This window comes from Brachybacterium sp. p3-SID1565 (assembly GCF_025143785.1).
GTDB classification, from domain to species: domain Bacteria; phylum Actinomycetota; class Actinomycetes; order Actinomycetales; family Dermabacteraceae; genus Brachybacterium; species Brachybacterium epidermidis.
The window spans coordinates 1-19519 of the sequence record NZ_JAMBDS010000042.1; the positions used below are offsets into that span (position 1 = coordinate 1).

Consider the following 19519-nt stretch of genomic DNA (forward strand, 5'->3'; position numbering starts at 1 on the left):
CTAGGAGGGATGGGGACTGCTCCCCATGTCGTGTTCGCCGCGCCCTCCTTACACTTCGGGGAAGGTTCCAGGTGAGGTGCCGACATGCTCACGCACGGAGCGGACACGGAGCAGCCGGTCCTGCCTCGGAACGCGGTTCGAACTCCCGGCTCACGGTGGGCACCGATGAGCTGAACATCTCCGCCACCGGGAAGGACCGCACCGCACTTTCGCGGACGAGCTGATCGTGCGCGATCACTCGGAAGGGACGGCCGGGGTGCGCTTGAACTGACCTTGCCAAGGTCTCCGCGGTCACTCGTGGGACTGACCGGGCAATGATGCCTTCCAGTGGCTCTGGAGCACTGCAGAGCTGCGGCTCCTCCGCTGGCCCCGGCCAGCCCCCTGGCCGGGACACAGCGGAGGCCCGGCGGCTAGGCTGGCCGATGAGCAGAGCCCGAGCACCCAGGAGGACCCGTGCCCACGACCGTCAAGGGCGTCGTCGCCCGATCAGAGAAGCAGCCCGCGGAGCTGGTGGACATCGTGATCCCCGATCCCGGCCCGAACGATGTGGTGGTCGACATCGAGGCCTGCTGGGTGTGCCACACCGACCTGGCCTACCGCGACGGCGGCATCAACGACGAGTTCCCCTTCCTGCTGGGGCACGAAGCGGCCGGCCGGGTCGCCCAGATCGGCGAGGCCGTCACCCATGTCGAGGTGGGTGACTACGTGGTTCTGAACTGGCGCGCGGTGTGCGGGCAGTGCCGTGCCTGCCGCAAGGGCGTCACCCAGTACTGCTTCGACACCCACAACGCCTCGACGCCCATGACCCTGGAGGACGGCACCGAGCTCACCGCTGCCCTGGGGATCGGGGCCTTCGCCGAGAAGACCCTCGTCCACGAGGGCCAGTGCACCAAGGTGAACGAGGACGCCCCCGCCGAGGTCGCAGGGCTCCTGGGCTGCGGAGTGATGGCCGGCATCGGCGCCGCGGTCAACACCGGCGCCGTCCAGCGCGGCGAGTCCGTGGCGGTGATCGGCCTGGGCGGCGTGGGCTGCGCGGCGATCGCCGGTGCGAAGCTCGCCGGGGCCACCACCATCATCGGGCTCGACGTGGACGGCAAGAAGTTCGCCGCGGCCGAGGAGCTGGGAGCCACCCACACCATCGATACCAAGGGCCTGGAGCCCCAGCAGATCGCCGGGAAGGTCCAGGAGCTCACCGACGGCGTCGGAGCCGACGTGGTGATCGACGCGGTGGGCATCCCCGCCACCTACGAGACCGCGTTCTACGCGCGGGACCTGGCCGGCCGCGTGGTGCTGGTGGGCGTCCCTCGTCCCGGCGTCGAACTCACCCTCCCGCTGCTGGACGTGTTCGGTCGCGGCGGCGCCCTGAAGTCCTCCTGGTACGGCGACTGCCTGCCCGAACGGGACTTCCCCTATCTGACCGACCTGTACCTTCAGGGTCGGCTCCCCCTGGACCGGTTCGTCACCGGCAGGACGACTCTCGAAGGAGTGGATGCGGCGATGGATTCCCTGCACGACGGCGAGACCCTGCGCACCGTGGCGGTGATCGAGCGATGAGCATCCGGCTCGATCACGCCGTCACCTCCGGCACCTTCACTCTGGACGGGGAGACCCACGAGGTGGACAACAACGTCTGGGTGCTGGGCGATGACCAGCAGTGCGTGGTGTTCGACGCCCCGCACGACGTCCAGGCCGTGAAGGACCTGGTGGGCGAGCGGGAATGCGTGGGCATCCTCCTCACCCACGCCCACGACGACCACGTGCGTTTCGCCCCGGAGCTGGCCGCTGAGCTGGAGGCCCCGCTGCTGCTGAACCCCGCGGACCGTGAGGTGTGGCAGCTGACCCACGGGGACCTGCCGTGGGACGACGACGTGGCCGACGGGGACGTGTTCAGCGTGGGTGGGACCGACATCGAGGCCCTGCACACCCCCGGCCACTCCCCCGGCTCCACCTGCTACTACGTGGAGATGCTGGGTGCGCTGTTCAGCGGCGACACCCTGTTCCAGGGCGGCCCCGGTGCGACCGGGCGCTCCTTCTCCAATCGCGAGACGATCGAGGAGTCGATCCGCGAGCGCCTGTTCGTGCTACCCGAGGAGACCGTGGTCCACACGGGCCACGGCGACGACACCACCATCGGGGCGGAGAAGGAGAGCGCCACCGGCGACTGGCTCTGAGCAGTCCGCGCTGCCTCAGCGGGCGCGGCGCTCTCCAGCGTCCGGGGTTTCGGGCTCCGCACCGGGGGGCGTCGCACCGGAAGACTCCTCGCCGGAAGGCTCCTCGCCGGGGTGCGCCTCGCCCCGTATCGATGCCAGGTAGGCGTTGTACGCGGCGAGCTCGGCCTCCCCGTCTCGATCGGCCTTGCGATCCCACTGGGTGGCGCGCCGATCTTCCGAGCGCATCCACTGCACGGCGACCACCAGGGCGTACAGCACGGTGGGGATCTCGGAGACGGCCCACATGATCGAGCCTCCACGAGTCTGGATCAGTGCCAGCTGCTCGCCGGTGTACATCCCCAGGTCTGTGTACCAGTTCTCGGCGATCAGCCAGGTGGCCGAGACCACCGCCACCCCGAAGAACGCATGGAAGGCCAGCGTCACCAGCAGTGTCACCAGCTTCATCACCGGGTTGATGGGCCGGGTGGAGGGGTCCACGCCGATCAGCACCCACGCGAACAGGTATCCCGACAGCAGGAAGTGCACGGTCATCAGCACGTGCCCGAGGTGGTGGTACATCGCCAGCTCGAACAGCGGCGTGAAGTAGAAGACCACCAGCGAACCGGCGAAGAACATCCCGGCCAGCGGCGGTGACGAGACGGTCCGGGCATAGCCGGAGTGCAGTGCCGCCAACACCCATTCGCGGATCCCGCGGGAGCCGTCGGTGCGCGGGCTCTGCGCGCGAGAGAGCAGGGTGACGACACCGCCCATCACCCACAGGGGAGGCACGATCATCATCATGGCCATGTGCTGGACCATGTGGGCGTCGAACCGGAACCGGCCGTACGCGGCAGCGCCACCGCTCATCACCCAGGCGAACGCCACGCAGCCCAGCACGAACAGGACCGTGCGCAGCATCGGCCACTGGTCGCCGCGGCGGCGCAGACGCACCACCCCTGCGATGTAGAAGCCGGCCATCACCACCGCCAGCAGCAGGGCCACCCAGTCCGGCTGCACCTCGGTGAACATGGTGGTCGGGTTGAACGGCTCCTCGGGAGGCAAGAACCCCGCCAGGGACAGCACCCGCAGGTCGCCCACGGCGGGGATCTCCTGCGGCACCGGGGGTGCGCTGCGACCCAGAGCGATCGAGGCGCCGATCACCAGGGCCATCACCGCGCCCTCCGTCACTGCCAGGTGGCGGAACCGCACCCGGTCCCCCAGACGCCGTCGCTGCAGCGCACCCAGCACAGCCAGACCCACCAGGGCCAGTGCCTTCAGGGCGACGATGCGCCCGTAGCCGGTGGTGGCCAGCTCGGCGAGGGAGGACATGCGGATCGCGGCGCTGAGCACCCCGCTGAACGCGAGCCCCACCACCGCTGCCAGCGCCCAGGGCGAGAACCGGCCGATGGTCACGGCCAGCTGTCTCTGATCGAGCAGGGGGCTGATCAGCCCGATCACCAGCAGCCCGCCGGCCCACACGGTCACCGCGACCAGGTGCACGGCCATGCCGTTGACAGCGTTCAGATGGTCGAGGCTGGCGCCCGCATGGCCGGCCAGCCCCAGGAATCCGGTGCCGATGCCCGCGAAGGCCAGCCCCCACGCCGCCATCACCGTGGAACGGGCCGCGGCGGAGAAGGCTGCGCTGATCGCAGCGATGACGGCGATGGTCAGCTGGAGGCGCCCCAGCTCGGTCGACAGCGCGATGTCCCACACGGCGAGGCCGGACCCGGCTCCCGCGGCCTCCAGACCGCCCAGCGGCACCAGGGCGAGGGATGCCGCCGCCCACAGTGCGGCACCGGCGGCGGCGATCCGCACCGTGTGCCCCCGGGCACCGGCGAGGCTGGTCACCTCCCGGCGCGAGGGGCCCGGCAGGAGGAGGACCGCCGTGCCTCCTGCTCCGACGGCGAGCAGCAGGCCCAGGTGGTGCAGGGAGCGGACGACGGGAACGCCCCAGGTGACCAGCGGGGAGGCTGGTACGAGGGTCTGCGGTGCGGCGGCACCGGTGGCGATCAGCCCGAGCAGTGCGGCGCCGATCGTCAGCGCCAGCAGGGCGGGAATGGTGAGCAGGGCGAGACGGCGGGCTGTCATCCGCGTCCCCGCCGGCGAAGTGTCTCGAACAGGCACACGGTGGCCGCGGTGTGCACGTTGAGCGATTCGGCGCGGCCGGCCAGCGGGATCCGCACCGCCAGCGGTGCCGCCTCGAGGGTGGCGGCGTCGAGTCCATGGGCCTCGTTGCCCAGCAGCCATGCGATGCGTGCCGGCAGCTCCGCCTCGAACAGGTCCAGTGATGCGTGGCCGCTGGTCGCCGCGGCCACCACGTGGCTGTGGGCCAGTGCAGCGAGCACCTGGTCGATATCGCCCCCGGTGACCACGGGCAGGTGGAACAGGCTACCCGCACAGGCCCGGACGGCCTTCGGCGAGTACGGGTCCGCACTGGTGCGGGTGAGGACCACGAGATCGGCACCGGCGGCATCGGCGGTGCGGATCAGGGTGCCCACGTTGCCGGGGTCGCGCACCTCGTGCAGCACGACCACGGTGAGCGGACCCTCGGCGGGCTGGGCTCCGATCGCCTCGACCGCGCTGCGGGCGTCCTCCTGAGGGAGGCGACCCACAGCCACTGCGCCCTGAGGTGTGACCAGCGCGCCCTCCCCTTCGCGCACCATTGCCCGCAGCGCCGGGTCCTGCACCCGGTGCATTGGGATCCGGGCTGCTGCGGCCAGCGCTGCCAGCTCGGGGTGATCGGACTCGCAGCGCTCGGTGAGGTAGAGCTCGAGGGTCAGATCGGGGCGCTCGGCGAGAAGGGAGCGCACGGCCTGTGGGCCCTCCACCCGGAAGCGCCCCTGCTTGCGACGTGCCGAGCGCCCGGCCAGTGCCGCGATCCTGCGCACCCGCTCTGAGCGGGGCGAGGTGATCGGGGACTGGTCCGGGCGCTCGTCGGTCACGAAAGGCGCCGGTCAGGCAGCAGGAGCGTTGACGTCCTTGGGCAGGGCGCCCTTGGCGACCTCGACCAGAGCCGCGAAGGCCGGGGCGTCGTTGACGGCCAGCTCGGCCAGCATGCGACGGTCGACCTCGACACCCGCCAGGCCCAGGCCCTGGATGAAGCGGTTGTAGGTCATGCCGTTGGCGCGGGCCGCGGCGTTGATGCGCTGGATCCACAGGCGGCGGAAGTCGCTCTTGCGGACCTTGCGGTCGCGGTAGTTGTAGGTGGCCGAGTGGAGCACCTGCTCCTTGGCCTTGCGGTACAGACGAGAGCGCTGACCGCGGTAGCCGCTGGCCTGCTCGAGGATCTCCCGACGCTTCTTCTGGGCGTTGACCGCCCGCTTCACGCGTGCCACGTGTACTCCTTGCTTCGTTCTACGGATGTGGGGCGGGGCGCTGCGGCCCCGCAGGGCGTCAGCGGCCCAGCAGCTTGTTGATGCGCTTGGTATCGGCCTTGGACACCTGGGTGTCGCTGCCGAGGCGGCGCTTGCGGGTGGAGGACTTGTGCTCCAGGAGGTGGCGAGCGTTCGCCTTCTCCCGCATCAGCTTGCCCGAGCCGGTCACGCGGACGCGCTTCTTGGTGCCCGAGTGGGTCTTGTTCTTCGGCATCTGCCTGTTCTCCTTCGTGCGGTGTCAGGACTGGGAATCGGCGCCGGACTCGGCGGCGTCCTCGGTCCCGTCGGGCGTGGTGGACGCGGTGTCATCGCCGCGATTGGCGGCCTTCTCGGCGTCGGACCGGCGCTTGCGCGCCTCCGCCATCGCCTGGGCCTTCTTCTTGTGCGGTCCGAAGACCATCACCATGTTGCGGCCGTCCTGTCGCGGGTGCGACTCGACGAAGCCGTACTCGGAGACGTCCTCGGCCATGCGGCCCAGCAGCTTGACGCCCATCTCGGGGCGGGACTGCTCGCGGCCGCGGAACCGGATGATCACCTTGACCTTGTCACCGCCGGCGAGGAACTTCTCGACGTTGCGGCGCTTGGTCTCGTAATCGTGCTTGTCGATCTTCAGGCCCATCCGGATTTCCTTCTGGACGGTGTTGGCCTGGTTCTTGCGCGCCTCACGGGCCTTCAGATTGGCTTCGTACTTGTACTTGCCGTAATCCATGAGGCGTGCGACCGGCGGGTTGGCCCCGGGCGCCACCTCGACCAGGTCGAGATTCGCCTCGTTGGCCAGTCGGAGGGCGTCCTCCACCCGGACGATGCCGACCTGCTCGCCGGCGGGGCCGACGAGAAGGACCTTGGGCACCCTGATCTGACCGTTGATGCGCTGTTCGCTGATGTTGGCTCCTCACCTCGGTTCGTGTCGGACATGACGAAGGCCCCCGCAGATGCGGAGGCCCCGTGATGCACGACGCTGGGAGGCGCCGACCGAGCGCTGCGCCCGGCTGCGATACTGACCTGGTGACCGCGAGCCACGAGGTGGGAGGGGACTCCACTTCCGAGAACTGATCCGCTGCGCCAGGCCCGGTGACGGGCTGCGCCTTCCGGGGAGCCGGTCCTCTGGAGACCGGCATTCAGGAGGCCTGGACAAGGATCTGAACGATAGGGAAACGCCATGTTCCGGTCCACTATCCTACCAGCAGCACGCTCGCCGTCCAGGTGATGTGCGTCGCGCAGTGAACAGCGAGAACCGAGGGGGACCTGGTGGCCACCGATCGCGACGGCTCCGAGATCCCGGCCGACGGGGCGACGGATGGCTCTCCCTCCGGTGCCACGGAGCATGCGGGCCCGGGCTCGCCGACCGAGCCGGACTCCCCGGGATCCGCGGCCTCCACGTCAGAAGTGGCTCCCGAACAGGCGGACGGCCCCGGCAGCGAGACCGCCTCCCGCTCCCACCCCTCCACCGGTGTTCCCTCAGGCACCGCGCCCAGGGCGGTGCTGCGTCCCGTTCCCGAGGGTTTCCCGACCCCGCCTCCCAGGCCGGCGCGCCCCAACCGTGCGCCCGCCCTGCCCGCGCCGGAGCCTGAGCCCCGGCAACGGCCGCGCCACCTGGCGCTGGCGGCCATCTCGGCGGTCGTCCTGGTCCTCGTCCTGGGCATCGGCGGCGGGGTGATCGCCATCCGGGCTCTGAGCGGCGACGGCCCCGCGGCCGAGGACCCCGGCGCTCCGGCCCCCTCCTCCGAGCCCGATCCCGCCCGGTCCGACGACACGGACCAGCCGGCGGCCGGCGGCGGCCCCGGGCTCACCATCGGCGAGGTCACGGTCACCGAGGTCTCCACCCGGGCGGGACTCACCGAGCTGCGGGGACAGGACGGGCGGTCGCAGCCCGAGGGTGAGTACGTGGTGGTGACCATCGACGTGGACAATGCCTCGGAACGCACCGTCATCGTCACCAACACGTCCATGCAGCTCGAGACCGCCGATGGCGACACCATCACCCCGGACACGGACGCCTCGGAGATCCTCGATGCCCCCACCCAGCCGCGCGGCACCGCGGATGCCGGTGAGAGCACCGCCGTCCACGCGGTGTTCGATGTGCCGGTGGGTACCGAGCCCGCTTCGGTGCACATCGAACTGTTCTGGGCAGAAGGCGGCGGCACCGGCGAGCTCACGGGGGAGCTCACGCTCGGGGGCTGAGCACTCCCGCGCCGATTTCGCTCTACTGTGGGTCCCGATGCGCGGGCCCGGCCCGCCGGCACCTCCCGGGGCCCGATGATTGTCCCGGCCGACACCTCAGCAGGAGAACCGTGGACCAGTCACCCCGCCCCGAACCCGCACCCGACGCCGCCGGCGTCACCGAACCCGTCCCGGGCGGCGCGGGCCAGGAGCTGCGGGACATCGCCGATGTCAATGCAGCGGAGATCATCACCAGTTCGTGCGTGCACCTGATGAGCGCCGCGGCGGTCAAGGTGGGACTGGCCGAGGATGAGGAGACCGGTCAGTACCAGGACCTCGACGAGGCCCGGAAGCTGATCACAGCCCTGGCCGGCCTGGTCACCGCCGCCGCGCCCGAGATCGGCAGCGTGCACGCGCGTTCGCTGCGCGATGGTCTGCGCTCCCTGCAGCTGGCCTTCGCTGAGGCGCTGCCCTTCCCGGATCCGCCCGGGCAGGCGCCCGGCGAGAAGTGGACGGGCCGGGTCTCCTGATACCAGGGCTTCCCGCTCACCGCTGATACCAGGGCTCCCCGCTCATCGCTGATACGAGAGCTTCCCGCTCACCGCGCCCAGCACCGGATCGCTCGACAGCCCTCGCACGGCCACTGTCCGCTCAGGCGACCTCTCCGAAGCGTCCCTGGAGCACCCGGCGCCGGTGCGACCGTCGGATCCCGGTGGCGATCAGTCCGGCTGCCGCGACACCGGTGGCCAGCAGGGCGGCGGTCCCCACGCCCCAGGCCGGTCCGAGGCCGTCGATGACCGCCCCGAACAGTGGGGACCCGACGGCGGCGCCGATGGTCATCGCACTGCCGTGCCATCCCATCGCCTCGCCGCGCACCTCCTCGGAGACCCGTCGGGAGATGGACTCACTGGTCGCGGTGATGATCGGCGCCAGGGCCAGCCCGGCGCCGAACACGGCGACTCCCAGCAGCCAGGGGTTGTGGACGAACCCCACCGGTATCGACAGCAGGTCCAGGGCCAGCAGCACCCACAGCGGGCCGATGGTGCGTCGAGCCGCCCCGTAGGCGAAGCCGCCCACAAGGGAGCCCGCGCACCACACCGTCATGATCGGGGCGATCAGTCCCGTGGAGCCTGCGCGCTCGAGGATCGCGACCAGGGAAAGGTCGGTGGCGGTGATGGTGGTGGAGCCGACGGCGGTGGCGATCAGCGCGGCCATCCCGCCCAGGCTCAGCAGCGCGGCACGGGCGCTCGCACTGGCCTGCGGGTCGACCACCGGGATCTGCCCGGTGGTGAGGTCCTCGGCCACGCGCTGCTCGGCGTAGCCCTCCTTCTGCGCGGCAGCTGCTCCCTCGCTGGCGGCGAGCGCCGGCGGCAGCTTGGTGGGGAGCATCACCTGGTCGCTGCGGGTGGGCGGGTCCGCGATCAGCAATCCGATGCCGGCCAGTGCGATCAGGGCCGCCACGATCACCAGGCAGACCTGGGTGGTGATGGCGAGGGCCGCGATGGTGATCGCTGCCGGCCCCGCCATGAACACCAGTTCCGTGGTCATCGAGTCGAGGGCGAAGGCCGATCGGCGCAGTGAGGCGGGCACCAGCACCGACAGCGAGGTGCGCACGATCGCCCAGACGGGCAGGCTGAACATGCCGCCCACGAAGGCGATCAGCACGAGCGCCTCGTACGTCGCGAGGGAGGCGGCGATCAGGGCCAGCGGCTGGGTCACGATCGAGGGGATCACTGCGCGGCGCAGCCCGTACCTGTCCAGCAGCCTGCCCCGCCATGGGGAGGAGACCGTGGTGCCGATGGTCGAGGCAGCCACGATGAGACCGGCCTCGAAGTAGCTGCGCTCCAGCGTAAGCACGGTGTGCAGGGTCAGCAGCAGGCCGAGGGTCGAGAAGGGGATGCGGGCCAGCAGGCCCAGCAGCAGCACGGCGGCGGTGCCGGGAATGCTCAGCACCCGACGGTAGGCGTCCATCCTCAGGACTCCAGCGCCAGGCGAAGCGAGCTGACCCTCTCGGCGACCAGGGGCTCGGCACCCAGACGGGAGGAGATCTCCTGCACCACTGCACGCACCTGCTCGGCGTCGAGGCCCGGGACCAGGCGCAGATGCAGGTCCACCTCGCTGCGCGAACCGGGGCGTGCCACCAGGCCCGTCACGGGCCCGATGGTGGCGGCCACGCGGTCCAGCACGGCGATCAGCTCCGGGTCCTCGTGGGGCGGGGTCCAGGGGCGTCCCTGGGCAAGGGCCCACAGCACAGAGCGCGGCAGCAGGATCGGCCCGCCGTGCTCTGCGGGGGTGGCGGCGTCCAGCAGCAGGGCGGTGCACTGCTCCTGCACGGCGGCCTGGGCGGCCTGTGGGGCCACCACGGGAACGGGCCGGGCATCGCGGCGCCAGGCGCTGAGCTGCGCGACCGAGGTGAACAGGGGCAGCACGCGCGTGCCGTCGGGCGCGGTGATGGACACCATCGCCATGTCGGCCCCGTTGTCCCCGGTCAGACCGTGCGCCGTGGTTCCCAGGTCGGTTGCCACCGCCATGATCGGCACCAGCACGCGGGAAGCGGCCAGTGCCGCGACCAGGTCGCGGCGGTGCGGGTCCTCCCCCCGTCGGTGGGCGTCCAGCGCCGCCGCGAGGGCGGGGGGCGTGGAGCCGTCGTCCTCGGGGAACGGACTGGGCGCGTAGTCGCGGCCGGCCCAGGGCACCCCGGCGGTGTCGGTGAGCGGGGACTTCTCCCGGAAGTGGGCCGGCAGTGCGCGGCCCTGTCCCGATCTGTCGGTGCCGGGCTCAGTCATCCACCCGCCCCGCGACGTCGAGCGCTTCGGGAAGGGTGAAGGCACCGGCGTACAGGGCCTTACCCACGATCGCGCCCTCCACCCCGTCGGCCACCAGCCCGCGCAGGGCCACGAGATCCCCGAGGGAGGAGACGCCTCCGGAGGCGACCACGGCTGCGTCGGTGCGGGAGCAGACCCCCCGCAGCAGCTCCAGGTTGGGGCCGCGCAGGGTGCCGTCCTTGGTGACGTCGGTGACCACGTAGCGAACACAGCCTGCCTCGTCGAGCCGCTCGAGGGTCTCCCACAGGTCTCCGCCCTCACGGGTCCAGCCCCGGGCGGCCAGGGTGGTGCCTCGCACGTCCAGGCCCACGGCGATGCGGTCGCCATGCTCGGCGATCACCTCCGCGGTCCATTCGGGGTGCTCGAGGGCGGCGGTGCCCAGGTTCACTCGGCGGCAGCCGGTGGCGAGCGCGGCTGCCAGGGACTCGTCATCGCGGATCCCCCCGGACAGCTCCACGCTCATGTCGACCGCGGCGACGACCTCGGCCAGCATGGAGGCGTTGGAGCCGCGACCGAAGGCGGCATCGAGGTCCACCAGGTGCAGCCAGCGGGCGCCGCCCTGCTGGAAGGAGAGCGCTGCGTCCAGGGGGGCGCCGTAGGCGGTCTCGGTTCCGGCCTCGCCCTGCACCAGGCGCACGGCCTTGCCGTCCTGGACATCGACGGCGGGCAGCAGCTCGAGCACGGGAGCAGTCATGGGGTGCCTCCTGAGGCGGGGTGGGGGGAGCCGGGTGACGGGGCGGGGGAGCCGGGTGTCGGGGCGGACCGGGGGTCGGGGTGTCGGGGCGGGTCCGGGGGCGTGGGCGGGAGGCTCAGCCGCTCTGCAGGCGCCAGATCGACACGGCGATGCAGAGCAGGCCCAGAGCGGCCAAGGCCGCGGTCGTCCACCACGGCTTGTGGGAACGGTGGAAGGACCAGGCGCCGCCCACCAGCATCCCACCGGCGAACAGCATGACGAAGGCGAGGATCACGACGTGGTCCTCCTGAGCGTGCCGAGCCAGTTGCGCAGCAGGCGCGCTCCGGCATCCCCGGACTTCTCGGGGTGGAACTGGGTGGCGGTGAGCGCTCCGTTCTCGACGGCAGCGATGAACCTGTCCCCGCCGTGCGTGGCCCAGGTGACCGTGGGCGCTGCCAGCGGCCCGATCTTCTCCATCTCCCAGCTGCGGGCGGCGTAGGAGTGGACGAAGTAGAAGCGCTCCTGCTCCACGCCGTCGAACAGGCGCGTGCCCTCGCCGGGCTCGATGCTGTTCCAGCCCATGTGGGGGACGATCTCCGCCTCCAGCCGAGTGACCTCGCCGGGCCACTGGCCCAGCCCGGCGGCGCGCTCGCCGTGCTCGGTGCCGGCCTCGAACATGATCTGCAGGCCCACGCAGATGCCCAGCACGGGGCGCCCGCCTGCGAGGCGCTGCTCGATGATGCGATCTCCCCCTACGGCGCGCACCTGCGCGATGGTGGCGGCGAAGGCGCCGACGCCCGGCACGACCAGGCCGTCGGCCGCGAGCGCCCGGGTGCGGTCAGCCGTCAGCTCCACCTGGGCACCGGCGGCTTCGAGGGCGCGCACCACGGAGCGGACGTTGCCCGATCCGTGGTCCAGGACGACGACGGACGGTGCGGTGCCCTGACTCACCGGCGCTTCCTCCCCGACGCGATCCACTGCAGGGCCTGGGTGCGGCTGATGGCGGCGGGGTCGATCCCCTTTCCCAGCTCCGCCAGCGTCACAGCGCCCAGCAGGAGCTGCTCGACGACGTCGGAGACCGCCCCGAGCACGAGCGCCGGGGAGACGTCGTCGCCCCGCTCGCCGTTGCGGTAGCGGGTGGCGGTCATGCGATCGCCACGACGCCAGAACAGCACCAGGCCGTTGCGCTGCAGCGCGGTGGAGGTGATCGCAGCGAGGGCGTGGGCGTCCGCCTCCTGAAGCTCGCCCGCGGCGATCGCCCCGGTGTCGGTGTCCAGCACACGGCTGTCGGCCGGGATGTCGGTGCCGTCGGTGCGGGCCTCCCGGCCCAGGCGGATCGCTCCGGCCAGGGCGGTGGCGGCGGCAACGGAGGTGGCGACCACGGCGATGGCCGGTTCGGTGTCCTCGTCTTGGGCGGCGGGCTCGGCGAGCACGTCGTCCACCGTCAGCGGGGCGTCGTCGAGGCCGAGTCCCTGCGTGAGGCGGGCGAACTCGGCGTCGATGTCGGAGCCGGGGCGATCGGCACCGTCGGGGCCGGGGCCGTCCGGGCTCGGCTGGTCGGGATCGCGGGGCAGATCGGGGTCGGGGCGGTCGGCGGTGGTCACAGTGCTCCCTTCGTGGAGGGGACGTCCAGCACGCGGTCGTCGAGGGCGCAGGCGGCGCGCAGGGCGCGGGCGAGGGCCTTGAACTGGGCCTCCACCACGTGGTGGGGGTCGCGGCCGGCCAGCAGTCGGATGTGCAGGCAGATCGCGGCGTGGTGGGCGATGGACTCGAAGACGTGGCGGGTCAGGGACCCGGTGAAGTGGCCGCCGATCAGGTGCAGGGCCTGCGCCTCGCTCTCCCCCGTGTGCACGCAGTAGGGCCGACCGGAGAGGTCCACCACGGCCTGGGCGAGGGCCTCGTCCAGCGGCACCATCGCATCGCCGAAGCGTGCGATGCCGCGCTTGTCCCCGAGCGCCTCGCGCAGCGCCTGGCCCAGCACGATCGCGATGTCCTCCACGGTGTGGTGGGCATCGATGTGGGTGTCGCCCGTGGCCCGCACCGTCAGGTCGAAGCGGGCATGGGTGCCCAGGGCGGTCAGCATGTGGTCGAAGAACGGCACGGAGGTGGACACGTCCACCTGGCCGGTGCCGTCGATGTCCAGGGTCAGCTCGACGCTGGACTCACGGGTGGTGCGGGAGACGGTCGCGGTGCGGCGCGGCCGGTCCAGGTCGGTGCCGGCCCCGCTGCCGGGACTGCTCTCGCCGGCACGCTCGGTGTTCTGGGTCATCGGGGGTCTGCCTCCTCAAGGGCGGTGCGGAACGCGGCGTTGTCCTCGGGAGTGCCGATGGACACGCGCAGCCAGCCTTCCGGGCCGACGGCGCGCACCAGCACGTCCCGGGCCAGCAGGGCCTCGAACACGGCGGAGCGGTCCGCGAAGGTGCGGAACAGGATGAAGTTGGCGTCGGATGCGGCCACCTCGTGGCCGCGCTCGCCCAGGTGGGTGGCCAGTGCGTCCCGCTCGGAGCGCAGCAGGGCCACCTGCCCGAGCAGCTCCTCACGGTGAGCCAGGGCAGCCCGCGCGACGGCCTGGGTGACGGCCGAGAGGTGGTACGGAAGGCGCACCACGCGCACCGCGTCCACGATCGCGGGATGGGCCACCAGATAGCCCAGGCGTGCTCCGGCCAGCGCGAAGGCCTTGGACATGGTGCGGGTCACCACCAGCCCGGGATGGTCCCCCTGAACGGTCAGCGCGCTGGCCACGCCGTCGCGGCGGAATTCGGAGTAGGCCTCGTCCACCACCAGCAGGCCGCGTGTGGGCGCCAGGGCGCGGGCGGCGGCCTCGACCACCTCGAGCTCCAGGGCCGTGCCGGTGGGGTTGTTGGGGCTGGTCAGCACCACCACGTCCGGGCGGTGCTGCTCGATCGCGGCGAGCACGTCCTTAGCGGTGAGGGCGAAGTCCGGGGCGGGGCCGCGGGAGGCGGTGACCCAGTCGGTGTAGGTGTCGCGCGCGTACTCGGGGTACATCGAGTAGTGCGGCGTGAAGCCGAGGGCCGTGCGGCCGGGGCCACCGTAGGCCAGCAGCAGCTGGTGCATGATCTCGTTCGAGCCATTGGCCGCCCACACCGATTCCATCGGCGGCCTGTCGATCCCCGCCTCGTGGGCGAGGTAGGAGGCCAGGTCCTCCCGCAGGGCGATCACCTCGCGGTCCGGGTACCGGTTCAACCCCAGCGCGGCCTCGCGCACGGCGGCGGCGATGTCATCGGCCAGCGCGGCCGACGGACCGAACGGGTTCTCGTTGACGTTGAGCGCGTGCGTGACCGGCAGTTGGGGAGCGCCGTAGGGCTCGGCTCCGACGAGATCGGCGCGGGGCGCCGGCAGCGAGGTGGCCGCGGTCGTGGCTGCGGGGTTCACGGACATGTCCTCCATCGTAGGGCTCCGCGGTGAGGGCGCCTCGGGCTGGTCCGACCGGGGAGACCGAAGGTGGCAGGAGGCACAGGCACCTGCCATCGTCGGGGCCGGGCCCGGAGATATCCTGACGGCATGTTCCGCTCCCTCGGCGCCCTGGTGGGTGACCTGCTGATCATCCTGCTCTTCGTCGCGATCGGCCTGATCCAGCACGGCGATTCGCTGACCACGCAGAACCTGTTCACCGTGGGGTGGCCGTTCGCCGTGGGCGCGCTGCTGGGCCATCTGGCCATCCGTTCCTGGAGGGCGCCGTTCGCGCTGTGGCCGCAGGGCGTGTTCGTGTGGGCCATCACGATCGCCGGGGCGATGGTGATCCGCAGCCTGCTGGGTGCCGGTGCCGAGCTGTCCTTCGTGCTGGTCTCCGCCGCGGTCACCGGCGCGCTGATGCTGGGCTGGCGGGCCCTGGCCCTCCACCTCACGCGCGGGGAGCGCGCGCCCCATCAGCGGCACGAGGCCCGCGCCCGAGCCTGAGGCTCAGCACGCGCTGCCGGGTTCTCAGCAATCCTTCTCGAAGCGGATGTCGATGGCCCGCCCGTGCGAGGGCAGTCCCTCGGCATCGGCCAGCGCGGTGGCTGCCGTGCGTGCCGAGGCGAGCGCCTCGCGGTCGTACTGGACCACGTGGATGCCGCGCAGGAAGGTCTGCACGCTCAGACCGCTGTCGTACCGGGAGCTGCCACCGGTGGGCAGGACGTGGTTGGAGCCGGCCGCGTAGTCACCCAGGCTCACCGGTGCGTAGGGGCCGACGAACACCGCCCCGGCGTTGGTGACGCGGGCGGCTGCGGAGGCGGCGTCGGCGGTGTGGATCTCCAGGTGCTCGGCACCGTAGGCGTTGACCACGGCGAGCCCCTGCTCGAGTCCGTCGACCAGGACGACGCCGCTCTGGGGGCCGGCGAGTGCCGTCCGGATCCTCTGCTCGTGCATCGCCTGCGGTACCTGCACCGCGAGCTGCTCCTCGACGGCGGTCAGCAGGGCCTCGGAGTCGGTGACCAGCACGCTGGCGGCGAGCGGGTCGTGCTCGGCCTGGGAGATGAGGTCGGCGGCGACGTAGGCCGGGTCGGCGGTGTCGTCGGCCAGGATCGCGATCTCGGTGGGGCCGGCCTCGGCGTCGATGCCGACGGTGCCGCGCACCAGGCGCTTGGCGGCAGCGACGTACACGTTGCCGGGGCCCGTGACCAGGTCCACGCCCTCCAGCCCGCTGCCGTCGCCGAGATCCTCGGCCCCGTGCGCCAGCAGCGCGATGGCCTGTGCTCCGCCGGCGGCGATCACCTCGGTGACGCCCAGCAGGGCGCAGGCCGCGAGGATGGTGGGGTGCGGCAGGCCGCCGTGCTCCTTCTGGGGCGGTGAGGCCAGCACGATCTGCTCCACCCCGGCCACCTGGGCGGGCACCACGTTCATCACCACGGAGCTGGGCAGCACGGCCCGGCCGCCGGGCACGTACAGGCCCACGCGCCGCACCGGGACCCAGCGCTGGGTGACGGTGCCGCCCGGCACCACCTGCACGCTGGCGTCCGTGCGGCGATGCGCCTCGTCGACCCGCCTCACGCGTGCGGCGGACTCCTCGAGCGCAGCCCGGATGGCGGGGTCGAGCCCGGCCAGCGCCCGCTCCAGCTCGGCCTGCGGCACGCGCAGGTGCTCCGGCCGGATCCCATCGAAGCGCTCGGAGGCGTCACGCACGGCGGCGGCGCCCCGCTCCTTGACGTCCTCGACCACGGGGCGCACGGCCGCGGCAGCGGCCTCCACGTCGAGCTCGGCACGTGGCAGGGCCGCGGTCAGCTCGGCTGCGGTGAGGGTGCGGGTACGCAGGTCGACGGTGGTGAGGATCGGCATGCGAACAGTCTATGGTCGTGCCTGTGCTCGTCGCCTTCCTGCTCACCCTCGTCGCCGGTGGCGCCACCAGCATCGGTGCGGCGCTGGGGGTGCTGGGACGCGGCACCCCCGCCCGGACGCTCGCCGGAGGGCTCGGGCTCTCCGCCGGGGTGATGCTGTACGTGTCCTTCATGGAGCTGCTGCCCGAAGGGGCGGCGGCGCTCTCGGACAGCGCCGACGGCTCGCCCACCGGCCGGGGCTCGGCGCTCGCCGTCGCCGCGTTCTTCGGCGGCATCGCACTGATCGCCCTGCTGGACCGGCTGGTGCCGGAGCCGGTCAACCCGCACGAGTTCTCGGGCCGGGTCGATCATGCGGACGTGCACGGTCCTTCACGAGAACCGGCGGAGCAGGCGGCCGACAGGGCCCTGCGGGCACGACTGCTGCGCACCGGCACGGTGATGGCGATGGTGCTGGCGCTGCACAACGTGCCCGAGGGCTTCGCTACCTTCGTGGCGGCCCTGCAGGCCCCGGAGATCGCGATCCCGGTGGTCGCTGCGATCGCCCTGCACAACATCCCCGAGGGTCTGGCGGTCGCGGTGCCCGTGCATCGCGCCACGGGCTCGAGGGCCAAGGCGTTCTGGCTGGCCACCATGACGGGGCTGGCCGAGCCCGCCGGCGCGGTGGTCGGCTACCTTCTGCTGGCACCGCTGCTGGAGGGACCGGCGATGGGGGCGGTGCTCGCGGGCGTGGCGGGGGTGATGGTGTTCGTGTCCCTTGACGAGCTGCTGCCGGCCGCCGAGGAGACCGGGGAGCACCACACGGTGATCTACTCGCTGATCGCGGGAATGGCGCTGATGGCAGTCACCTTGATCGTGCTGTGAGGTGTGATCGTGCCGTGAGGTGTGATCGTGCCGAGCGGTGTGCATGCAGGGAGCCCTGAACAGGTGCCTCCAGGGGCCCCGTGCGAGAGGGCGGCCACCCCTGCTCGGGGTGACCGCCCTGCGCCAGGCCAGCTCGATCAGTAGCTGGAGAAGCCGCCCTCGGTCAGGGTGTGCTGCTCATCGCCCGTGATCGGCGGGTTGAAGATCGAGACCAGGATCAGGTCCTCGTGCTCGGAGGCCTCCAGGTGGTGCGGGTCGTGCTCGTCGAGCACGTAGATCACGCCGGGGGTGATGTCGTAGCGCTCGGTGCGATCGGCGTTCCACACGGTGCCGGAGCCGCCGATGCAGTAGCAGGCCTCGAGGTGGTTGCGGTACTCCAGCGGCGAGCTGGTGCCCTTGCGCACCACGGTGTGGGCCACGGCGAAGCCCATGTTGTCCTTGGCGGTGAGGATGCGCTGGCTGGTGCCGCTGCCCCACTCGACCTTCTCGACGTCATCGATGGATCGCGTGAACATGAAGTCCCTCCTGGGGTCGGGGTGATGCGTGGGAGACCTGCGCTGCCGAGGGCGCGCTCGGTCCACCGCGAGCCTATCGACGTCGTTCTGCCCCTCACAACGGGTCCGCCGTGCGATACGCGGCGCCCGCCGTACGGTACGGCCATCCCGTCGACCGATCACCGATCACCGATCACCGATCACCGATCACCGATCACCGATCAGTAACGATCCCCGCGCTCTCCCGTTCCGAGCACAGCCCCCGGTAGTGTTGTGGATCACGCACCCCGCCGTGGGGTGCACATCGACCTGAGGAGCCGCTATGAGCGCAGTCCAGCCGACCCCTGCCGGCCACGACAGCCCGAATGCTGACGGGGCGCCCGGCGAGGCCGCAGACACCGACGTGGACGACCGGCCCCGCACCGGCAAGCGCAAGGGATCATTGTTCGGTCCGGGCCTGATCATCGCGGCCTCGTTCATCGGGCCGGGCACCCTGACCACGGCGATCGTCACCGGTGCGAGCTACGGCTTCGCCCTGGCCTGGGCGGTGGTGTTCTCGATCGTCGCCACCATCGTGCTGCAGGAGATGGCATCGCGCCTGGGGATCGGCGGGCGGATCGGGCTGGGCGAGGCGATGCGCCGCACCTTCGAGAACCCGATCGCCAAGGTGCTGATGGTGATCCTGGTGGTCGCGGCGATCGGCATCGGCGGCGCCGCCTACGCCGGCGGTGACACCACGGGCACCGCCCTGGCCGTGTCCTCGGTGCTGCCGATCGACATCCGCATCATCATCGCCCTGATCATCCTGGCCATCTTCGGGCTGCTGGTGACCGGCAGCTACAAGGTGGTCGAGAAGGTGCTGATGGCGATGGCGGCGATCCTCGCCTTGCTGTTCGTGGCCACCACCTTCGTGGTCCAGCCCCCGTTCGGCGAGGTGCTGAAGGGGATGTTCGTCCCCTCGATCCCCGCGGGCGCGGCCCTCACCACGATCGCGCTGATCGGCACCACGGTGGTGCCCTACAACGTGTTCCTGCACGCCTCCCTGGTCCAGGAGAACTGGGGCGAGATGGAGGAGAACAAGGCGATCCGTGAGGCCCGCGTGGACACCGTCTCCTCGATCGCGCTGGGCGGCATCATCACTCTCGCGGTGATGGCCACTGCCTTCGGCGGCATGTTCCTCAAGGGCATCACCGCCGAGACCGGCACGGACCTGGCCCGAGCCCTGGAGCCCCTGCTGGGCGATGCCGCCGGCTGGGTGTTCGCCCTGGGTCTGTTCTGCGCCGGCTTCACCTCGGCGCTGGCAGGTCCACTGGGGGCCGCCTACGCCATCTGCGGTGTGCTGGGACTGAGCACCGACATGAAGTCCTGGAGCTTCCGGATCGTGTGGATCGCGGTGCTGGCGATCGGTGCGCTCATCGCGCTGACCGGCTTCGAACCGGTCTCCATCATCATCATCGCGCAGGCCGCCAATGGCCTGCTGCTGCCGATCATCGCGGTGTTCCTGCTGATCACCATGAACAACCGCCGGCTGCTGGGCAAGCATGCCAACGGCGTGGTCGCCAACGTGCTGGGCGCGGTGATCACCCTGGTGGTCATCGGCCTGGCGATCTACCAGCTCGGAGGGCTGGCCGGCATGTGGTGACCCGGTCCCCGCCTCCGGCCTCCATGCACCGGAGGGCGGGATCCCCCTCGCATCCCGTACGGTGGGC

General features: G+C 71.5%; 22 protein-coding genes. 7 read left to right on the forward strand and 15 right to left on the reverse strand.

From position 1 onward, the window contains the following. Nucleotides 1-453 precede the first annotated feature (453 nt). The gene (locus M4D54_RS10290) at nt 454-1554 is read left to right on the forward strand and encodes an S-(hydroxymethyl)mycothiol dehydrogenase (protein WP_259891285.1); all 1101 of its coding nucleotides are present in this window, start codon (nt 454-456) and stop codon (nt 1552-1554) included. Then, the gene (locus M4D54_RS10295; protein ID WP_193864586.1) at nt 1551-2171 is read left to right on the forward strand and encodes an MBL fold metallo-hydrolase; all 621 of its coding nucleotides are present in this window, start codon (nt 1551-1553) and stop codon (nt 2169-2171) included. The genes M4D54_RS10290 and M4D54_RS10295 overlap by 4 nt, the downstream gene beginning before the upstream one ends. Nucleotides 2172-2186: 15 nt before the next feature. Here the strand turns inward: M4D54_RS10295 and M4D54_RS10300 are convergent, their stop codons facing one another. From M4D54_RS10300 to infC, 5 genes are read right to left on the reverse strand one after another with little or no spacing between them, the layout of a single operon-like run. After that, nucleotides 2187-4238 (reverse strand): bifunctional copper resistance protein CopD/cytochrome c oxidase assembly protein, encoded by a 2052-nt coding sequence (locus M4D54_RS10300; protein WP_259891288.1) that lies wholly within the window; start codon nt 4236-4238, stop codon nt 2187-2189. Continuing rightward, complete coding sequence (locus M4D54_RS10305) at nt 4235-5092, reverse strand: RNA methyltransferase (RefSeq protein ID WP_259891291.1); 858 nt, start codon at nt 5090-5092, stop codon at nt 4235-4237. Before M4D54_RS10305 ends, M4D54_RS10300 begins: the two co-directional genes overlap by 4 nt. Nucleotides 5093-5104: 12 nt before the next feature. Beyond that, nucleotides 5105-5485, reverse strand: coding sequence for a 50S ribosomal protein L20 (gene rplT / locus M4D54_RS10310; protein ID WP_017824692.1), 381 nt, complete (start codon nt 5483-5485; stop codon nt 5105-5107). A gap of 58 nt (nt 5486-5543) precedes the next feature. After that, complete coding sequence (gene rpmI / locus M4D54_RS10315; protein WP_259891300.1) at nt 5544-5738, reverse strand: 50S ribosomal protein L35; 195 nt, start codon at nt 5736-5738, stop codon at nt 5544-5546. Between the two features lie 24 nt (nt 5739-5762). Further along, nucleotides 5763-6407, reverse strand: coding sequence for a translation initiation factor IF-3 (gene infC / locus M4D54_RS10320; RefSeq protein WP_259891318.1), 645 nt, complete (start codon nt 6405-6407; stop codon nt 5763-5765). A 365-nt stretch (nt 6408-6772) separates the two neighbouring features. On the opposite strand from infC, the gene M4D54_RS13825 reads away from it, so the two are divergent. Together M4D54_RS13825 and M4D54_RS10335 are read left to right on the forward strand one after the other, a co-directional pair. Continuing rightward, on the forward strand, nt 6773-7705 hold the full coding sequence (locus M4D54_RS13825; protein ID WP_311199699.1) for a DUF4352 domain-containing protein: 933 nt from the start codon (nt 6773-6775) through the stop codon (nt 7703-7705). A gap of 110 nt (nt 7706-7815) precedes the next feature. Further along, nucleotides 7816-8214 carry a DUF1844 domain-containing protein gene (locus M4D54_RS10335; RefSeq protein ID WP_396121490.1) on the forward strand — a complete coding sequence of 133 codons (399 nt, stop codon included), beginning with the start codon at nt 7816-7818 and terminating at the stop codon, nt 8212-8214. 121 nt (nt 8215-8335) lie between these two features. Here M4D54_RS10335 and M4D54_RS10340 read toward each other — a convergent pair whose 3' ends face one another. The 8 genes from M4D54_RS10340 to M4D54_RS10375 all read right to left on the reverse strand — a co-directional run bounded on the left by M4D54_RS10340 (nt 8336) and on the right by M4D54_RS10375 (nt 14581). Beyond that, nucleotides 8336-9655, reverse strand: a complete 1320-nt coding sequence (locus M4D54_RS10340; protein ID WP_259891301.1) for an MFS transporter — start codon at nt 9653-9655, stop codon at nt 8336-8338. A 2-nt stretch (nt 9656-9657) separates the two neighbouring features. Next, nucleotides 9658-10470, reverse strand: coding sequence for an SseB family protein (locus M4D54_RS10345; protein ID WP_193864580.1), 813 nt, complete (start codon nt 10468-10470; stop codon nt 9658-9660). Next, nucleotides 10463-11203 carry a bifunctional 1-(5-phosphoribosyl)-5-((5-phosphoribosylamino)methylideneamino)imidazole-4-carboxamide isomerase/phosphoribosylanthranilate isomerase PriA gene (gene priA / locus M4D54_RS10350; RefSeq protein WP_193864579.1) on the reverse strand — a complete coding sequence of 247 codons (741 nt, stop codon included), beginning with the start codon at nt 11201-11203 and terminating at the stop codon, nt 10463-10465. The genes M4D54_RS10345 and priA overlap by 8 nt, the downstream gene beginning before the upstream one ends. Nucleotides 11204-11318: 115 nt before the next feature. Beyond that, nucleotides 11319-11477, reverse strand: a complete 159-nt coding sequence (locus M4D54_RS10355) for a hypothetical protein (RefSeq protein WP_193864578.1) — start codon at nt 11475-11477, stop codon at nt 11319-11321. Then, nucleotides 11474-12133, reverse strand: coding sequence for an imidazole glycerol phosphate synthase subunit HisH (gene hisH / locus M4D54_RS10360; RefSeq protein ID WP_193864576.1), 660 nt, complete (start codon nt 12131-12133; stop codon nt 11474-11476). The genes M4D54_RS10355 and hisH overlap by 4 nt, the downstream gene beginning before the upstream one ends. Continuing rightward, nucleotides 12130-12786 carry a hypothetical protein gene (locus M4D54_RS10365; RefSeq protein WP_193864575.1) on the reverse strand — a complete coding sequence of 219 codons (657 nt, stop codon included), beginning with the start codon at nt 12784-12786 and terminating at the stop codon, nt 12130-12132. Before M4D54_RS10365 ends, hisH begins: the two co-directional genes overlap by 4 nt. Continuing rightward, nucleotides 12783-13451, reverse strand: coding sequence for an imidazoleglycerol-phosphate dehydratase HisB (gene hisB, locus M4D54_RS10370; RefSeq protein WP_259891302.1), 669 nt, complete (start codon nt 13449-13451; stop codon nt 12783-12785). Before hisB ends, M4D54_RS10365 begins: the two co-directional genes overlap by 4 nt. Beyond that, on the reverse strand, nt 13448-14581 hold the full coding sequence (locus M4D54_RS10375) for a histidinol-phosphate transaminase (RefSeq protein WP_396121491.1): 1134 nt from the start codon (nt 14579-14581) through the stop codon (nt 13448-13450). The genes hisB and M4D54_RS10375 overlap by 4 nt, the downstream gene beginning before the upstream one ends. A 123-nt stretch (nt 14582-14704) precedes the next feature. Between M4D54_RS10375 and M4D54_RS10380 the strand changes: the two genes are divergently transcribed. Continuing rightward, a complete protein-coding gene (locus M4D54_RS10380; protein WP_259891305.1) occupies nt 14705-15100 on the forward strand; it encodes a DUF3054 domain-containing protein in 396 nt (131 codons plus the stop codon). 24 nt (nt 15101-15124) lie between these two features. On the opposite strand, the gene hisD is transcribed toward M4D54_RS10380, so the two are convergent. Next, entirely contained in the window at nt 15125-16456 is a 1332-nt protein-coding gene (gene hisD, locus M4D54_RS10385; protein ID WP_193864572.1) for a histidinol dehydrogenase, read from the reverse strand. 11 nt (nt 16457-16467) lie between these two features. On the opposite strand from hisD, the gene zupT reads away from it, so the two are divergent. Continuing rightward, nucleotides 16468-17316, forward strand: coding sequence for a zinc transporter ZupT (gene zupT / locus M4D54_RS10390; protein WP_193864571.1), 849 nt, complete (start codon nt 16468-16470; stop codon nt 17314-17316). A 137-nt stretch (nt 17317-17453) separates the two neighbouring features. Here the strand turns inward: zupT and M4D54_RS10395 are convergent, their stop codons facing one another. After that, nucleotides 17454-17831 (reverse strand): ectoine synthase, encoded by a 378-nt coding sequence (locus M4D54_RS10395; RefSeq protein WP_193864570.1) that lies wholly within the window; start codon nt 17829-17831, stop codon nt 17454-17456. 301 nt (nt 17832-18132) lie between these two features. Between M4D54_RS10395 and M4D54_RS10400 the strand changes: the two genes are divergently transcribed. After that, nucleotides 18133-19452: an Nramp family divalent metal transporter gene (locus tag M4D54_RS10400; RefSeq protein ID WP_193864569.1), complete on the forward strand. Its 1320-nt coding sequence runs from the start codon at nt 18133-18135 to the stop codon at nt 19450-19452. The last annotated feature ends 67 nt before the right edge of the window (nt 19453-19519 follow it).